Source organism: Streptomyces himalayensis subsp. himalayensis (assembly GCF_013778455.1).
Lineage (GTDB): Bacteria > Actinomycetota > Actinomycetes > Streptomycetales > Streptomycetaceae > Streptomyces > Streptomyces himalayensis.
In genome coordinates, this window is the sequence record NZ_JACEHE010000015.1 from 83,166 (window position 1) to 99,252 (window position 16,087).

General features: G+C 71.4%; 13 protein-coding genes and 1 riboswitch. Of the genes, 10 read left to right on the forward strand and 3 right to left on the reverse strand.

Annotated features, from left to right (window positions below):
• Positions 1-15: 15 nt before the first annotated feature.
• Entirely contained in the window at positions 16-600 is a 585-nt protein-coding gene (locus H1D24_RS44120) for a phosphotransferase (protein WP_374064345.1), read from the reverse strand.
• On the opposite strand from H1D24_RS44120, the gene H1D24_RS44125 reads away from it, so the two are divergent.
• From H1D24_RS44125 to H1D24_RS23865, 8 genes are all read left to right on the forward strand, one after another.
• Positions 535-1,143: a helix-turn-helix domain-containing protein gene (locus H1D24_RS44125; protein ID WP_374064315.1), complete on the forward strand. Its 609-nt coding sequence runs from the start codon at positions 535-537 to the stop codon at positions 1,141-1,143. The genes H1D24_RS44120 and H1D24_RS44125 overlap by 66 nt on opposite strands.
• 44 nt (positions 1,144-1,187) lie before the next feature.
• On the forward strand, positions 1,188-1,862 hold the full coding sequence (locus tag H1D24_RS23835; protein ID WP_181659708.1) for a P-loop nucleotide/nucleoside kinase family protein: 675 nt from the start codon (positions 1,188-1,190) through the stop codon (positions 1,860-1,862).
• Positions 1,863-1,915: 53 nt separating this feature from the next.
• Positions 1,916-2,005, forward strand: a riboswitch (cobalamin riboswitch).
• A gap of 137 nt (positions 2,006-2,142) precedes the next feature.
• The gene (locus H1D24_RS23840) at positions 2,143-3,372 is read left to right on the forward strand and encodes an SCO2321 family membrane protein (RefSeq protein ID WP_181659709.1); all 1,230 of its coding nucleotides are present in this window, start codon (positions 2,143-2,145) and stop codon (positions 3,370-3,372) included.
• Positions 3,373-3,404: 32 nt separating this feature from the next.
• Entirely contained in the window at positions 3,405-4,043 is a 639-nt protein-coding gene (locus H1D24_RS23845; protein WP_220137169.1) for an SCO2322 family protein, read from the forward strand.
• 14 nt (positions 4,044-4,057) lie between these two features.
• Positions 4,058-5,383 carry an energy-coupling factor transporter transmembrane component T gene (locus tag H1D24_RS23850; protein ID WP_181659711.1) on the forward strand — a complete coding sequence of 442 codons (1,326 nt, stop codon included), beginning with the start codon at positions 4,058-4,060 and terminating at the stop codon, positions 5,381-5,383.
• Complete coding sequence (locus tag H1D24_RS23855; protein ID WP_181659712.1) at positions 5,380-7,242, forward strand: ABC transporter ATP-binding protein; 1,863 nt, start codon at positions 5,380-5,382, stop codon at positions 7,240-7,242. The genes H1D24_RS23850 and H1D24_RS23855 overlap by 4 nt, the downstream gene beginning before the upstream one ends.
• Entirely contained in the window at positions 7,239-8,099 is an 861-nt protein-coding gene (locus tag H1D24_RS23860) for an ECF transporter S component (RefSeq protein ID WP_181659713.1), read from the forward strand. The genes H1D24_RS23855 and H1D24_RS23860 overlap by 4 nt, the downstream gene beginning before the upstream one ends.
• Positions 8,100-8,619: 520 nt before the next feature.
• Complete coding sequence (locus tag H1D24_RS23865) at positions 8,620-9,039, forward strand: aggregation-promoting factor C-terminal-like domain-containing protein (protein WP_181659714.1); 420 nt, start codon at positions 8,620-8,622, stop codon at positions 9,037-9,039.
• 203 nt (positions 9,040-9,242) lie between these two features.
• On the opposite strand, the gene H1D24_RS23870 is transcribed toward H1D24_RS23865, so the two are convergent.
• Positions 9,243-10,412 carry a steroid 3-ketoacyl-CoA thiolase gene (locus H1D24_RS23870; RefSeq protein WP_181659715.1) on the reverse strand — a complete coding sequence of 390 codons (1,170 nt, stop codon included), beginning with the start codon at positions 10,410-10,412 and terminating at the stop codon, positions 9,243-9,245.
• A 343-nt stretch (positions 10,413-10,755) separates the two neighbouring features.
• On the opposite strand from H1D24_RS23870, the gene H1D24_RS23875 reads away from it, so the two are divergent.
• Both H1D24_RS23875 and H1D24_RS23880 read left to right on the forward strand, forming a co-directional pair.
• Positions 10,756-12,000: a cytochrome P450 gene (locus H1D24_RS23875; protein WP_181659716.1), complete on the forward strand. Its 1,245-nt coding sequence runs from the start codon at positions 10,756-10,758 to the stop codon at positions 11,998-12,000.
• A 172-nt stretch (positions 12,001-12,172) separates the two neighbouring features.
• Positions 12,173-13,882: a DUF8823 domain-containing protein gene (locus H1D24_RS23880; protein WP_181659717.1), complete on the forward strand. Its 1,710-nt coding sequence runs from the start codon at positions 12,173-12,175 to the stop codon at positions 13,880-13,882.
• Here the strand turns inward: H1D24_RS23880 and H1D24_RS23885 are convergent.
• Complete coding sequence (locus H1D24_RS23885) at positions 13,839-15,872, reverse strand: bifunctional glycosyltransferase 87/phosphatase PAP2 family protein (RefSeq protein WP_181659718.1); 2,034 nt, start codon at positions 15,870-15,872, stop codon at positions 13,839-13,841. The genes H1D24_RS23880 and H1D24_RS23885 overlap by 44 nt on opposite strands.
• Between the last annotated feature and the right edge of the window lie 215 nt (positions 15,873-16,087).

The following is a 16,087-nucleotide window of genomic DNA, read 5'->3' on the forward strand; positions in this document are numbered from 1 at the left end:
AGGCCCCCTGGCGGTTCAGCGACCGGTCCGAGTGAGAAGTTCGCGTATCAAGGTCTGTGCCTCGTCAAGGAGTTCCACCTCGCGTCGGCTCATGGTGGGATTCGCCGCCCGCCGCTCCACGGCCTGGTGTAGGCCCCCGCAGTTCGTGTCTGTCCGGGCAGCCGGGTCCGCGCAGTCGGCAAGCAGTGCGGCCAGTGCCTCGTGGGCCATCTGCGCGTGCGGCTCCCTGTTCACCGCAACCTGCGCCAGGATGACGGCCGACATCCCCCAGTCGAGGTCCGGGTGCCCCTCCTCGGCGTTGGCCCAGTCGATCACCACCGGACCCCGCTGGGTGAGCAGCACATTCTCCGGGTGCAGGTCCAGGTGCAGGACACGGACGCCGGGGTCGTCGGATACACGGGCCGGAAGGGCATGCAGTTCGCGCAGCAGCCGCGCGAGCGTCGCCCCCGCTTCTGCCGCGGTCAGCACGCCACCGGCCAACGCCTCCAGCATGGTCGGCCCGGACAGTCGAGCGGATCGGCGGGCGTACGGCCGATGCGGCGGTACGTCGCCGAGATCGCGCGCACGATGCGTGAGCAGCAGAAGCTGTCCCAGGAGCAGTTGGGCAAGAGGATCGGTTACACGGGGTCGGCGGTGAGCGCGATGGAGACGTGCGCGCAGCCAGCTGACGCACCTCGCCGAGTGCGCCCGGCGTGCGAGCTGCGACGCGTGCTGCACGCGGCCGCCGAGGTCGGTGACCCGTTCCCCCCGCTCTGCCTGGCGGTCGAGCAGGTTGTACGCGCCGCACGCCTGATACGGGAACACCCGGTGACGGAGGCAGCCGCCCGGACGGCTCCCGACCTGCTCCTCAAGTCGCTGACCGGACCGGCCACGCCCCTGCACACGCAGGCACTGCACTGGTTGTACGAGCGACTCGATGTGCTGCGCTTCCACAAAGATCTGGAGTCCACGGGACGACTCATCCTCACTGTCGCCGCTCCGTTTGCGCTCCTCCCGCCTACGCCCAAGAGCCGCGACGAGCGCAACCGGCTCGACACCCGGCTACGGTCGGCTCTGCACGCCTGCCTTTCGCCCGCCCCGCCCTGCACCGCATGTGCTCCACCCCGCCAACTCGCGTCAGGAAGCCCTGAACCCGGGTCGTGACCAGCGAGGGCGATCTCGGATCGAAGTGCGGTATGAAGTGAATCATGACCGACAAGGCATTCGTGATCGTCTCCGGGCTGCCCGCCAGCGGCAAGACGACTCTGGCCCTCGGCATCAGCACGCGCCTCGGACTACCCGTCGTCGACAAGGACACGATCCTCGAAGCCCTCTACGACTCGCTCGGCATCGGTGACGGCGTGTGGAGACAGCGGCTCAGCCGGGCTGCCGACGAGGTGCTCTTCGCGCTCGCGGCGGAGGCCGGGCAGGCCGTGCTGGTCAACTGGTGGCACCACGACACCGCGCCCGCGCGGCTGCGCGGTCTCGGGGCACGGCTCGTAGAGGTGTACTGCGACTGCGATCCGGGGCTTGCGGCCCAGCGGTTCCGAGCCCGGCGACGACATCCCGGGCATCTCGACCCCGACCTGAGCGACGAGCAGGTCGCCAAGAGGATCGCAGCGTTGCGGGAGTCGTATCCGGGACCGCTGCGGCTCGGCGGGCCGACTGCGATCGTCGACACCAGTGGCCCGGTGGACACCGTCGCCGTCGCCGCGCGGGTCGGGGCGCTGCTGCACGGGACAGCCACGCCTCAAGACCGGCACAGCCGCCCCCTCCCCGTCTTCAACAGCGGACGTGCACTGACGTCCGAGGGCATGGACGACGCCATCTACGAGCAGATCAAGGAACGAGCGGGTCGGAAGCCTCGCCCTACGGGCCAGTAGGACTTCGCGTAAGGGCCGGTAGAGTGGGCCCGTCGTCATCATGCTCGTACCGGGGGGAAGCCGGTGCAATTCCGGCGCTGACCCGCAGCCGTGAGCCGTCGTCGTCGCCATCGCGTGACCCTCGTCGGCGAGTCGGAATGCCCCGTCGAGCGTGACCGGCTCGCGTCACCGGCACCCGCCGGTGACCGGCACCGTCGAGGCATACGGAGCCGGAGCCGCCCGGTGCCCGTGTGTGTGCCCGTGCTGCCCGGCTCCCCGCAGGGAGAGGCACCCGCCGATCATGAACGTTCGCCGCAGCGCCGCGGTACTGGCAGCCATCGCCGTGATCGGCACGGCCACGGCTCCGGCCGCCCTGGCGGACGACGCGTCCCCGTCGCCGTCCGTGGCGCTTCCCTCCGGGCTCTACGGCACGTCCGACCCGACGTATGACGGTGTGTGGCGGCAGTCTCTCGCGCTTCTGGCGCAGGACACCGTGGGCGTGAAGCCCGCCACGAAGGCCGTCGACTGGCTGACGGGGCAGCAGTGCGCGGATGGCGGCTTCGCGGCGTACCGGGCCGACGCGGACAAGGCGTGCGACGCCAAGACCGCCGTCGACAGCAACAGCACGGCAGCCGCCGTCCAGGCGCTCGCCGCGCTCGGCGGCCACGACAAGCAGGTCGGCAAGGCCGTGACGTGGCTCAAGTCCGTGCAGAACGAGGACGGCGGCTGGGGGTACGCGCCCGGCGGGGCGAGCGACACCAACTCCACGGGTGTGGTTGTCGGCGCGCTGGCCGCCGCGGGTGAGAAGCCGGCGGATGTGAAGTCCAAGGGTGGCAAGTCCCCGTACGACGCGCTTGTGCGGCTCTCCATCCCGTGCGACGAGGACGGCGGCGGCGCCTTCGCCTACCAGCCCGACAAGAAGGGCAAGCTCGCGGCCAACGCGGACGCCACGGCGGCAGGCGTGCTCGGCATGCTCGGCAAGGGACTCGTGACGACCGCCGGAAAGAAACCGGAAGACGGTTACATCTGCGGCAACAGCGACAAGAAGCTCACACCCGAGCAGGCCGCTCGCAACGGCGCCGCTTACCTCGCCGACACCCTCTTCGTGAACGGCTATCTGAAGTCCGTCCTGGCCGGTGCCGAAGACCAGCCCGACTACGGCAACACCGCCGACGCGGTCGTCGCACTTGCCGCGGAAGGATGGACCAAGTACACGAAGAAGCCAATCGCGTGGCTGGAGAAGAACTCCGCCGACTGGGCCGCGCAGAGCGGGCCCGCGGCGTACGCCCAGCTGGTCTTCGCGGCCCACGCCACTGGTACCGACCCGCGCGACTTCGGCGGCGAGGACCTGGTCTCCCTGCTCAACGAAACAGGCCCGGCCCCGCAGGCGTCCGAACAGAAGGGCGCCAAGGACGTCTCCACGCAGGTCAACACCGGGTACGGCGTCTACTGGATCATCGGCGTCGGTCTCGTCGCCGGTATCGGCATCGGCTTCCTGCTCAGCGGCCGTAACAAGAAGCAGCAGCTGTGATACGGCACCGGCTCGCCGCCCCGGCCCTCGGCCTGCTGCTCACCGTGCTGGGCGTCCTGCTCGGTGCCGGGCAGGCGCAGGCCGTGGGCTACCGCTACTGGTCGTTCTGGGAGCGAGACGGCGGCGCATGGGCGTACGCCAGCCAGGGGCCGTCGTTCGTGCGCCCCGAGGACGGGGCCGTGCAGGGCTTCCGGTTCGCCGTGAGCGAGGACTCGCAGGACTCCACGAAGCCGCGCGGGGACGCCGGCTTCGCCGCGATCTGCGCCGACACCCCGGCGAAGGACGGCACCAAACGGGTCGCGCTCGTCCTCGACTTCGGCACGGCCGAGGACGCGCCGGACGGCGAGACGCCGCCGAAGCCGCGTACCGCCTGCGCGCGGATCGCCGAGGACGCGACCACCGCCGACGCGCTCGCCGCCGTGGCCGGGCCGCTGCGGTACGACAGCAACGCGCTGCTGTGCGCCATCGCCGGCTATCCGGAGACAGGGTGCGGCGAGCAGGTGTCCGGCGCCGGGCGTCCCGGCGTGTCGGCGTCGTCGGACGGGAACGACGCGGTGGTGTCCACGAAGGCGGCGGGCGGCGGGCCCTCGCTGGGTCTGGTCGCCGGTATCGCCGTGGTCGCCGTGCTGGGCGTCGCCGTGATCTGGCAGGCACGCCGCCGCCGAGGCTGAGCGGGGCCACGACGATGACCAGCACCGCGCTCCGACGCGGGCTCGCCCCCGAAGCGGACCGCAGCAACGCCTTGCATCCCGGCGCCTGGTGGATCTGGGCGCTCGGGCTCGGCACCGCGGCGTCGCGGACCACGAACCCGCTGCTGCTCGCACTCCTCATCGGGGTCGCGGGGTACGTCGTCGTGGCACGGCGGACGGAGGCGCCCTGGGCGCGGTCGTACGGTGCCTTCGTCAAGCTCGGACTGGCCGTGATCGGGATCCGGCTGGTGTTCGCGGTGTTCCTCGGATCGCCCATTCCCGGCACGCACACCGTCGTCAGCCTGCCCGAGGTCCCGCTTCCCGAGTGGGCGCAGGGCGTGCGCGTCGGCGGCCGGGTGACAGCCGAGGGCCTGGTCTTCGCGCTGTACGACGGGATGAAGCTCGCCACGCTGCTGATCTGCGTGGGCGCGGCCAACGCCCTCGCCAATCCTGCGCGGCTGCTCAAGTCGCTGCCGGGTGCCCTGTACGAGGCGGGGGTCGCCGTCGTCGTCGCGCTGACCTTCGCGCCGCATCTCATCGCGGATGTGCAGCGGTTGCGGGCCGCGCGGCGGCTGCGCGGGCGTCCGGACCGCGGCCTGCGCGGGTTGCTGCAGGTCGGACTGCCTGTTCTGGAGGGCGCGTTGGAGCGGTCGGTGGCACTGGCAGCCGCGATGGACGCCCGCGGATACGGGCGGACCGCCCAGGTTCCGGCCGCCGTCCGGCGCACCACCGCCGTACTGACCCTGGGCGGGCTCATCGGTGTGTGCGCCGGAACGTACGGGCTGCTCACCGCGGAGGGTGCGACCTATGGCCTGCCCGTGCTGCTCGCCGGGCTCGTGGCCGCGCTGGCCGGACTGTGGCTGGGCGGCCGACGGTCCGTGCGCACCCGGTACCGGCCGGACGCGTGGGGTGTCCGGGCCTGGCTGGTCGCCGGCTCGGGGGTGGTGGTGGCGGCAGCGCTGATCGTCTCCGGTTCGTACGATCCCGCGGCCCTCCGCCCCGGCGTCGTACCGCTGTCCGCGCCCAGGCTGCCGCTGCTGCCCGCGGCGGCGGTGCTGCTGGGGCTGCTTCCGGCGCTCGTAGCACCTGTTCCGGCTTCAGCGGCGCCCGTTCCGGCTCCAGTGGTGCCCGGTCCGGCTCCAGCAGCGCCCGTTGCGGCTCCAGCAGCGCCCGTTGCGGCTCCAGCGGTGCACGTGCCGGTGCCGCCCGCCTCGGCCGAGGCCGCTGGTGCCGCGCCGCCCGCCTCCGCAGGCACCACGGGCTCCGCCCCGCCGGAACCCTCCCCCGCACCCAGGTCCCACCTCCCCAAGGAACCCTCATGATCCGTTTCGAGGATGTCTCCGTGACGTACGACGGCGCCTCTGCGCCCACCGTACGAGGGGTTGAACTCACCGTTCCCGAGGGCGAGTTGGTGCTCGTGGTCGGGCCGTCCGGGGTCGGCAAGTCGACGTTGCTCGGGGCCGTCAGCGGGCTTGTGCCGCACTTCACGGGCGGCACGCTGCGTGGCAGCGTCACCGTGGCCGGGCGGGACACCCGTACCCACAAGCCGCGCGAACTCGCCGACGTCGTGGGAACCGTAGGCCAGGACCCGCTCTCCCACTTCGTGACGGACACGGTCGAGGACGAACTCGCGTACGGCATGGAGTCGCTGGGGCTGCCGCCGGAGGTGATGCGGCGGCGGGTCGAGGAGACGCTCGACCTGCTCGGCCTCGCCGATCTGCGCGACCGGCCCATCGCCACACTGTCCGGCGGGCAGCAGCAGCGCGTGGCCATCGGCTCGGTCCTCACCCCGCATCCTCAGGTGCTGGTCCTCGACGAGCCGACCTCCGCTCTCGACCCCGCGGCGGCGGAGGAGGTCCTGTCCGTGCTCCAGCGGCTCGTCCACGACCTCGGTACGACCGTGCTCATGGCCGAGCACCGGCTGGAACGGGTCGTGCAGTACGCGGACCAGGTCCTGCTGCTCGCCGAACCGGGCGCGGCACCCGTGCTCGGTACGCCCGCCGAGATGATGGCCGTCTCGCCGGTGTACCCGCCGGTGGTGGACCTCGGGCGGCTCGCCGGCTGGTCGCCCCTGCCGCTCACGGTGCGGGACGCCCGGCGGCAGGCCGGGGGGCTGCGGGAACGGCTGGCGGGACCCGGGCCGGATCCGTCCCGCGGACGTGCGGACCGGGCCCACGATCGAAGGGACCGTGCCTACGACCGCGTGGATCGTGCCCACGACCGCGTGGATCGTGCCCACCACCGCGTGGATGGCGCCCAAGGCCGCGTGGACGCGGCCCCTTCCCGCCCGACGCCGCCGCCCAGGCCCGGCTCGGACACGCGCCAGGACCGCCCGTGGCTCACGCGGTGGCGGCCCTGGCGCAGAAAGCGGGACGTAGCGGACGTCACCGACGTACCCGATGCACCCGGCCTGCCCGCCCCGGATGCCGAGCCCGTTGCGGTCGTCGAGGGGCTCGGTGCCCGGCGCGGCAGGGTCCAGGCGTTGCGTCACGTGGACTTCTCCACCGTCCCCGGCGAGACCGTCGCACTGATGGGCCGCAACGGCGCCGGAAAGTCCACCCTGCTGTCCACTCTTGTCGGTCTGGTCGCCCCCACGTCAGGCTCGGTGCGGGTCGGAGGCGCGGTACCGCACCGTGCGGGGCCGCGTGAGCTGGTCCGGCGCGTCGGCCTCGTACCGCAGGAGCCGCGCGATCTGCTGTACGCCGACACCGTGGGCGCCGAGTGTGCGGCCGCCGACGGCGACGCGGGCGCGGCGCCGGGTACGTGCCGGGCACTGGTGTCCGAGCTGCTGCCCGGCATCGCGGACGACACGCATCCGCGGGACCTCTCGGAGGGGCAGCGGCTCGCGCTCGCCCTGGCCGTGGTGCTCACGGCCCGGCCGCCGCTGCTGCTTCTCGACGAGCCGACCCGCGGTCTCGACTACGCGGCGAAGGCCCGGCTGGTGTCCGTCCTGCGCGGGCTGGCGGCCGAGGGCCATGCCGTCGTCCTGGCCACGCACGACGTGGAACTCGCGGCCGAGCTGGCCGACCGCGTCGTCATCCTGGCCGACGGGGAGATCGTGGCGGACGGCCCCACCGCCGAAGTCGTCGTGGCATCCCCCTCGTTCGCGCCCCAGGTCACCAAGGTGCTCGCGCCGGAGCGGTGGCTGACGGTGTCCCAGGTCAGGGAGGCGCTGGCATGACTGATCCGACCCACGCCCAGACCCACGACCAGAGCCAGCCCCAGGCCCGGGCCGTCCGTCTCGGTCCCCGTTCCGTGGGCGCTCTCGTGCTCGTCAGCGCCATCGGGGTCATCGCCTTCGGCTGGCCCCTGTTCGCCGATGCGGACTCGGGGCTCAGCGCGCATGAGCAGGACGCACCTTGGCTGTTCGCGGCGCTGCTCGTACTGCTCGTGGGGGTCGTCGCCGCGACCGTCTCGGAGTCGGGTCTCGGCCCGAAGGCGGTGGCCATGCTGGGCGTACTGGCCGCCACCGGCGCGGCGCTGCGGCCGATCGGCGCGGGTACCGCGGGGATCGAGCCCATGTTCTTCCTCATGGTTCTCAGCGGCCGTGTGCTCGGGCCCGGTTTCGGGTTCGTGCTGGGCGCCGTGACGATGTTCGCCTCGGCCCTGCTGACCGGAGGCGTCGGCCCGTGGATGCCGTTCCAGATGCTGTCGCTGTGCTGGTTCACGATGGGGGCCGGTCTACTGCCGGGCCCGGACCGGCTGCGGGGGCGCGGCGAGGTGCTGATGCTCGCCGCGTACGGGTTCGTGGCGTCCTTCGGGTACGGCCTGATCATGAACCTGTGGGGTTGGCCGTTCTTGTTGGGGGCGCTCCCGCCGGGGATGGCGCGCGACCCGGACGGCACACTCGCCCAGAATCTGGTGCACTTCGTCGCCTATTACCTGGCCACTTCGCTCGGCTGGGACCTCGGCCGGGCCGCGGTGACCGTGGTGCTCACCCTGGCGCTCGGGCCCGCCCTGCTCAAGGCGCTGCGCCGCGCCACGCGGCGGGCCGCCTTCGAGGCGACGGTCACGTTCGAAGCGCCTGATCGCTCCTAGCCACTTCGTGGGCGTCCGGTCATGTTCTGCCCGGTTGGGGGCGCTGCGAGGCGTCGGTTACATTCCGGGCGCCGACCGCCGGTACCTGCATGCGAACTCCGTCACATACGACCTGGGGCTTGTGTCACATTTCGCCGGATTCGCCATATGCGGAGTGTGCGGCTTCGCACGCAGTCCGTGACGAAAAGGGACCCAAGCAAGTGAGGCCCTTCACGTGGCCTTGGTCACTTACTAGACGGCCTCGTAGCCGTGCCTCATGACGTGAGCGCGTCATATTGCCCGCCTGACCTGGGGATTGAGAGCCGGGTCACACAAAGGACTTTCTTCTCGAATGCGACTTCCACTAGTAAAAGGGGTGGTTGCGGCGTTTCGGCGGCCCTGCTTCTCTGGATGTGTCGCACGGCGCCGACGTGCCCTCACGGGTCGCGGCGCCGACGCATTTCCCCCGCCTCCCGCACGGCTCCCGTGCACGGCTGTGGGCTGCGTGCGACGCCCTGCCCCCAACCAAGAGGTTCCCCCTGTGACTGTCGCTCTCTTCCGCCGCATCGCTTCCCCGAAGAAGGCCCTCACCGGTGCCGCCGTGGCCGCCGCCACCACCGGCATGCTGTTCGCCGCCGCTCCCGCCCAGGCCGCTCCCGCGGCTGCGTCCACCGGCAAGGCCCAGGCGATCGCGCACAAGCTGATCCCGGACGCCGCGCAGTACAAGGCCTTCAGCAAGATCGTGGAGCACGAGAGCGGCTGGAATGTCACGGCGACGAACGCGTCCTCGGGTGCGTACGGTCTCGTTCAGGCGCTGCCGGGCTCGAAGATGGCCTCCGCGGGTGCGGACTGGAAGACCAACCCCCAGACGCAGATCAAGTGGGGCCTGGACTACATGAACTCGCGTTACGGCAGCCCGGTCGCCGCGTGGAACTTCTGGCAGTCGCACGGCTGGTACTGAGCCGACGACCGCTCGGGCCTGAGGCCCGTCGCATACGAAGGCGGCGGCACCCCCATTGCGGGGTGCCGCCGCCTTCGTCGTATCCGACGCGGGAGAGGCCGTCAGCCGACCAGAGCAGGGGGACCCCCATCGCCCTGGAGGGACCTCCCAGGCCCTTAAGGCACATGGGGAGGAACGCCTGCCCACAACGAGGGCACGACCGCTTAAAGCCGCTGAATGATCGTCCCCGTCGCCAGCGCCCCGCCCGCGCACATCGCGATCAGCGCGAACTCCTTGTCCCGCCGCTCCAGTTCATGGAGCGCCGTGGTGATGAGCCGCGCCCCGGTCGCCCCCACGGGGTGCCCCAGCGCGATCGCCCCGCCGTTGACGTTGACCTTCTCCAAGTCCTGCTCGAAGACCTGCGCCCAGCTCAGCACCACCGAGGCGAAGGCCTCGTTGATCTCGACGATGTCGATGTCCTTCAGGGACATCCCGGCCTTGCCGAGCACGGCCCGCGTGGCGTCGATGGGGCCGTCGAGGTGAAAGTGCGGGTCGGCGCCCACGAGGGCCTGGGCGACGATACGGGCGCGCGGCCTGAGCCTGAGCGCTCGCGCCATCCGCTTGGACGCCCACATGATCGCGGCGGCGCCGTCCGAGATCTGCGAGGAGTTGCCCGCGGTGTGCACGGCCGTCGGCATGATCGGCTTGAGCCGCCCCAGCGCCTCCATCGAGGTGTCGCGCAGCCCCTCGTCACGGTCGACGAGCCGCCACATGCCCTGGCCTCCGGCCTGCTCCGCCTCGGTCGTCGGCACCTGCACGGCGAAGGTCTCGCGCTTGAAGCGCTCCTCGGACCAGGCGATCGCGGCCCGTTCCTGCGAGATGAGGCCGAGCGAGTCGACGTTCTCGCGGGTCAGTCCGCGGTGCCGGGCGATGCGCTCGGCCGCCTCGAACTGGTTGGGCAGGTCGACGTTCCACTCGTCGGGGAAGGGCTTGCCAGGACCGTGCTTGGAGCCGGAGCCGAGCGGCACACGGGACATCGCCTCGACGCCGCAGCTGATGCCGACATCGATGACGCCCGCCGCGATCATGTTGGCGGTCATGTGCGAGGCCTGCTGCGAGGAGCCGCACTGGCAGTCGACGGTGGTGGCCGCGGTCTCGGGCGCCAGGCCCATCGTGAGCCATGCGGTGCGCGCCGGATTCATGGACTGCTCGCCGGCGTGTGTGACGGTGCCACCGACGATCTGTTCGACGCAGTCGGCCTGGATGCCCGTACGGGCGAGGAGTTCGCGGTAGGTCTCGCCCAGCAGATAGGCGGGGTGGAGATTGGCGAGCGCACCGCCGCGCTTGCCGATGGGGGTGCGTACGGCTTCGACGATGACGGGTTCCGCGGCCATGGGGGCTCCCTTCTTTGCGGCTGAACCGCCGCCGCTCTCGCGGACCTGGTTGCTCGCCGCGTCGGTTCCTCAATTGATGGTCGCGGTCAACGAACAATCGAAGAACTAGAACGCGTACCAGTTCTCCCCGCAGTCTGCTGAGCCGGGACCCCGCGCCGCAAGGGTCGTGCACGCACCTTGCGGCACCTTGCACCCCTCCTGCACGCAATTCACCCTGTCGCGACCCTTGCGACTTGTAGAACCCGTTACTACCTTGCCGGACACCTTCATTTTCTGATGGACCGTCAGACCCGGGGACGGTTGGGCCGTCAGAGCCTTCAGACCAGGACACCTGGAGTTGCCGATGCCCTGTCCAGCGCTGCCCGAAGGGTTCGACTTCACCGATCCCGATGTGCTCCACCACCGCGTACCCCTCCCGGAGTTCGCCGAGCTGCGGAAGGCCGAACCGGTCCGCTGGATCGCCCAGCAGCCCGGCATCGCCGGCTTCCAGGACGAGGGCTACTGGGCCGTCACCCGGCACGCGGACGTCAAGTACGTCTCCACGCACCCCGACCTCTTCTCCTCGAACCTCAACACCGCGATCATCCGCTTCAACGAGCACATCAACCGCGACCAGATCGAGGTCCAGCGGCTGATCATGCTCAACATGGACCCGCCCGAACACACCCGGGTCCGCCAGATCGTGCAGCGCGGCTTCACCCCGCGCGCCATCCGCTCGCTGGAGGATGCCCTGCGCGCCCGCGCCGGCTCGATCGTCGAGACGGCCCTCGCGAGCGCGGGCCCGGACGGCTCCTTCGACTTCGTCACCAACGTCGCCTGCGAGCTTCCCCTGCAGGCCATCGCCGAGCTGATCGGCATTCCCCAGGACGACCGCATCAAGATCTTCGACTGGTCCAACCAGATGGTGGCGTACGACGACCCCGAGTTCGCCATCACCGAGGACGTGGCCGCCGAAGCCGCCACCGAGCTCATCTCGTACGCGATGAACATGGCCGCCGCCCGCAAGGAGTGCCCGGCAAAGGACATCGTCACCCAGCTCGTGGCCGCCGGGGACCAGGGCAATCTCGGCTCCGACGAGTTCGGCTTCTTCGTGCTGATGCTCGCGGTCGCGGGCAACGAGACGACCCGCAACGCCATCAGCCACGGCATGCACGCCTTCCTGACCCACCCGGACCAGTGGGAGCTGTACAAGCGCGAGCGTCCCGCGACGACCGCCGAGGAGATCGTCCGCTGGGCCACGCCCGTGGTCTCCTTCCAGCGCACCGCGACGCAGGACACCGAGCTCGGCGGGCAGCAGATCAGGAAGGGCGACCGGGTCGGCATCTTCTACTCGTCCGCGAACCACGACCCGGAGGTCTTCACCGACCCCGGCGTCTTCGACATCACCCGCGACCCCAACCCGCACCTCGGCTTCGGGGGCGGCGGCCCCCACTACTGCCTCGGCAAATCCCTCGCCACCCTCGAGATCGACCTCATCTTCAACGCCGTGGCGGAGGCCATGCCGGATCTGCGCCTGGCCGGCGACCCGCGGCGGCTGCGCTCGGCCTGGCTCAACGGCGTGAAGGAGCTCCAGGTCAGCACCGCGTGACCGGTCCCCACCGGCCCGTTGACCTGCCTCCGCGGAGGCAGGGGCATCCCCCCTACGCCCCGCCCCTGCCTCCCGGAGGCCGGACCGCGTGAACGAATCCGTCCTGGGCAGCGTCCAGGCAAGTGTCACCTGATTCACTTGCCCCTCGTAGCCTTCGAATGGAAACAGTGCCTTGGTCTCCGCCGAGCTGTCCGGCCCCCGCACAGCAGGCGGGTCATCACCCCGTAAGGAACTCCCCCAACCACCCCGCGGGCTTCTCGGCCTGGTCCGCCGCCATCGCATCCCGCTGATCGCGACCGTCCCCACGCTGTCCCTGTACGCGGTGTGGTGGATCTTCCTCGCCACGGGCGGCGGCGACCTGGCGGCCCAGGAGGCGTGGGCCGAGTTCGCGTCCCGGCACGGCGGATCGGCGTACGGCCTGTTCTGGTACGGCGGTATGCACACCGCCAACTACAGCCTCATATCGCCGTACTTGATGGCTGGCCTCGGCGTGCGCACCGTAACGGTCATCTCCGGGCTCGCGGCGGCCTGGCTGGCCGCGGTGATCTTCGTACGCACCGGGATACGACGGCCGCTGGGGCCTGCCCTGCTCGCCTCGCTCGCCCTGTGGTGCAACGTGGCGTCGGGGCGTACGACGTTCGCACTGGGCGTGGCCTTCGGGCTCGCCGCCTGTCTGCTGCTGGTGTCGGAACGGCGCGCGTGGCTCGCGACCGTGTGCGCGGGGCTGGCGGCCATGGCGAGTCCGGTGGCCGGGCTGTTCGTCATGGTCGCGGGGGCGGGCTGGTTCTTCGTACGCGACCGTGTCCGGGCCGTCGTGCTGCTGGTGCCGCCTGTCGTCGTGGTCGGGGTGACGACGCTGCTGTTTCCGTTCAGCGGCGAGCAGCCCATGCCGTTCTCCCGTATCTGGCCGCCGGTTCTGTACAGCCTGGCCGTCGTGGTGGCGGCGCCGCGTTCGTGGCGGGTGGTGCGGTGGGGTGCTGCGGTGTACGCCGCCGGCACAGTGCTCACGTATCTGGTTCCGTCCCCGATCGGAACGAACGTCGAGCGGCTCACCGAGCTGCTGGCCCCGGCCGTGCTGCTCGCCGCGCTGCTCGCATCCGGGCTGCCCGCCGTACGCGGCGTGGTGTCCGCACCCGGGCTGCATGCCGTGCGCGGCGCGCTGCTCGGGCCGGGCCTGCCCGTCGTCCGCAGCCTGGTGCTCGCGGTGGCGCTGGTGCTGTCCTCGGGGTGGGTGGTGCAGAAGACCCGGGACGACCTGGTGGTGTCGACGACCGTGCCCGCCTGGGCAGCCGACACCAAGGGTGTGGTGGGGGCTCTGCGGCGGCTCGGCGCCGACCGTAGCCGGGTCGAGGTGGTCCCGGCCCGCAACCATCGCGAGGCCACCGCACTCGCGCCGCATGTGAACATGGCGCGCGGCTGGAACCGCCAGCTCGACGTCGAGCGCGGGCGGCTCTTCTACGACGGGTCCTTCTCGGCGGCGACGTACCGGGCCTGGCTGGACCGGTGGGCGGTGGGGTTCGTGGTGCTGTCGTCGGGGAAACCGGACGGCCCCGCCGAGCAGGAGGCGCGCCTCGTGCGCAGCGGACCGTCCTGGCTGGAACCCGTGTGGAGTGACGCGCACTGGCGCGTCTACCGCGTCCAGGACGCCGTGCCGCTGGTCTCGACGCCCGCCACCGTCGTGCGTACGACCAGCTCGGACATCGTGGTCCGCGTCCCGCGGCCGGGCGTGGTGACCGTGCGCGTCGCGTACTCGCCGTGGCTCCGGGCGAAGGGCGGATGCCTGGAGCGGCACGGCGAGTTCACGCGGCTGACGGTGTCCGCGCCGGGCGAGTACCGGATCAGCTCGGAGTACGGTCGGGCGCCTTCTCCGGCTCGGTGCTGACGGCGCCTGCGGCCTTCAGCGGGATGCGGGAACGCGGCCCGGACAGCACATGCGTGAGTGCGAAGCCCGCGCCGACGACGGCGGCGCCGCCGGCCGCGTCCAGCACCCAGTGGTTGGCGGTCACGACGATCGCGGAGACCGTGAACAGCGGGTGCAGCAGCCCCAGCGCCTTCATCCACCACTTCGGCGCCAGGACGACGATGACGATGCCGCACCACAGTGACCAGCCGAAATGCAGCGAGGGCATCGCCGCGTACTGGTTCGTCAGCGCGGTCAGCGCCCCGTAGTCCGGCTGGGAGAAGTCCTGGACACCGTGGACCGTGTCGACGAAGCCGAGGTCCGGCATGAGGCGCGGCGGCGCGAGCGGGTAGAGCCAGAAGCCGAGGAGGGCGAGGAGTGTGGCGAGGCCGAGCGCGGAGCGCGCCCAGCGGTAGTCGGCGGGGCGGCGCGCATAGAGGACGCCGAGGATCGTCAGCGGTACGACGAAGTGGAACGACGAGTAGTAGAAGTTGAAGAAGCCCTCCAGCCAGGGCACCTTCACGACGGTGTGGTTGGCCCAGTGCTCGATGTCGATGAAGAGGGCCTTCTCTATCGCGTGTATCTGCTCGCCGTGTTCCTCGGCGGCGGCCCGGCCGCCGGTCGCGGCGAGGCGGACGTGCGAGTAGGCGGAGTAGCCGACGCGTATCAGCAGCAGTTCGAGCAGCAGGTTCGGGCGGCTGAGCACGCGGCGCCAGAAGGGCAGCAGCGGCACGCGGCTCCACCGGGACGGGGCGGGCTCGGCGTAGTCGGTCGGGACCGGTGTCCGGTAGTACGGCGACGTACGGGGCAGGAAGGGCACGGCGCAGGCGGCGGCGACCGCGGCGATCAGCACCACGTTGTCCCGCAGCGGATGGAGCATCGCCATGTTCGGCAGCATCATCTTCGCGGGCAGCGTCATCACCAGGACGACAGCGACCGGCCAGACGTAGCGGTCCGACTCCCGCCTGCCGACCCGGCCGACCACGGCGAGCAGCACCCACAGCAGCTGGTGCTGCCAGGTCGTCGGCGACACCACGGCAGCGACACAGCCGGTCAGCGCGACGGCGAGCAGCAGCTGCCCGTCGCGCGCGTACCGCACCGCGCGGCGCAGCCCGACGACGGCGACGGCCGCGCCCAGCATGAGGAACAGCGCTGTTTCGAGCGGCCCTTGGAGTCCGAGCCGCAGCAGCGCGCCGTGCAGCGACTGGTTGGCGAGGCTGTCCGGGCGCTCGCCGAGGCCCGCGCCGGCGAGATGGTGCACCCAGTACGTCCGGGAGTCATGCGGAAGGGCCGCCCAGGCCAGCGCGGTGCAGGCGGCGAACGTGACGCCGGTGGAGGCGGCGGCGCGTCTGCGTCCGGTGAGCCACAGCAGCGGCGCGAACAGCAGCACGGTCGGCTGGAGGGCCGCGGCGACACCGATGAGCGCCCCGCTGAGGCGCTCACCGCGGGCCGCGAAGCAGCCGAGCAGCACCAGCAGGACCGGCAGGATGCTGGTCTGCCCGAGATACAGGGTGTTGCGCACCGGCAGCGAGATCATCAGCAGACAGATCGCCACGGGCGCGGCCAGCAGCGACGTGCGGCGGGACACCGGCTGCGGCAGGGCGCGGGCCGCGACCAGGCCGAGCACCACGACGAGCAGCAGGGTGCCGAAGGTCCAGCCCCAGCCGAGCGCTTCCTCGGCGGCGCTCGTGAGTGGCCTGAGCACGAGGCCGGCGAAAGGAGTGCCGGTGAACACGTCCGCGTCGTACAGCGAGCCCTCCACATGAAGGACACCGCCCGGCCCGGTCCAGGTCTCCAGGTCGGTCAGCCGTTCCCCGGGAGGCAGCCGCAGCACCGCCGCGACCTGGCGTATCGCAAGGACGGCGGCGATCACCCACAGGGCGGCGCGGGCCGCTCCCAGTCGCGCCGTCGCCACTCCGGACGCCCCCGCCCCCAAGGCATTACCCGCTCCACCGTGCTCCACGTTCGCCACGCCGCGTCGGCCCTCCCGCCCCGTCCGTCAACTCGTGCCTCGTCGCCCCGTGCCTTGCCGCACGGGACCGCACGCCCCCGCGCCCGGTTCCTTGTCCTGGACCTGTCCGGCCCCCGAGAGCCTCAGGGCCCCCGAGGAGCCTCGCATCACCTTGGGGGTGAGACGCACGCCACCCCTGATTCACCTGACTGCCTCCGGACATTTGACCGGATGTC

Coding starts and splice junctions, on each gene's coding strand:
- H1D24_RS44125 (WP_374064315.1), top strand. CDS start 535: ATGCGGCGGTACGTCGCCGAGATCGCGCGCACGATGCGTGAGCAGCAG.
- H1D24_RS23835 (WP_181659708.1), top strand. CDS start 1,188: ATGACCGACAAGGCATTCGTGATCGTCTCCGGGCTGCCCGCCAGCGGC.
- H1D24_RS23840 (WP_181659709.1), top strand. CDS start 2,143: ATGAACGTTCGCCGCAGCGCCGCGGTACTGGCAGCCATCGCCGTGATC.
- H1D24_RS23850 (WP_181659711.1), top strand. CDS start 4,058: ATGACCAGCACCGCGCTCCGACGCGGGCTCGCCCCCGAAGCGGACCGC.
- H1D24_RS23855 (WP_181659712.1), top strand. CDS start 5,380: ATGATCCGTTTCGAGGATGTCTCCGTGACGTACGACGGCGCCTCTGCG.
- H1D24_RS23860 (WP_181659713.1), top strand. CDS start 7,239: ATGACTGATCCGACCCACGCCCAGACCCACGACCAGAGCCAGCCCCAG.
- H1D24_RS23870 (WP_181659715.1), bottom strand. CDS start 10,412: ATGGCCGCGGAACCCGTCATCGTCGAAGCCGTACGCACCCCCATCGGC.
- H1D24_RS23875 (WP_181659716.1), top strand. CDS start 10,756: ATGCCCTGTCCAGCGCTGCCCGAAGGGTTCGACTTCACCGATCCCGAT.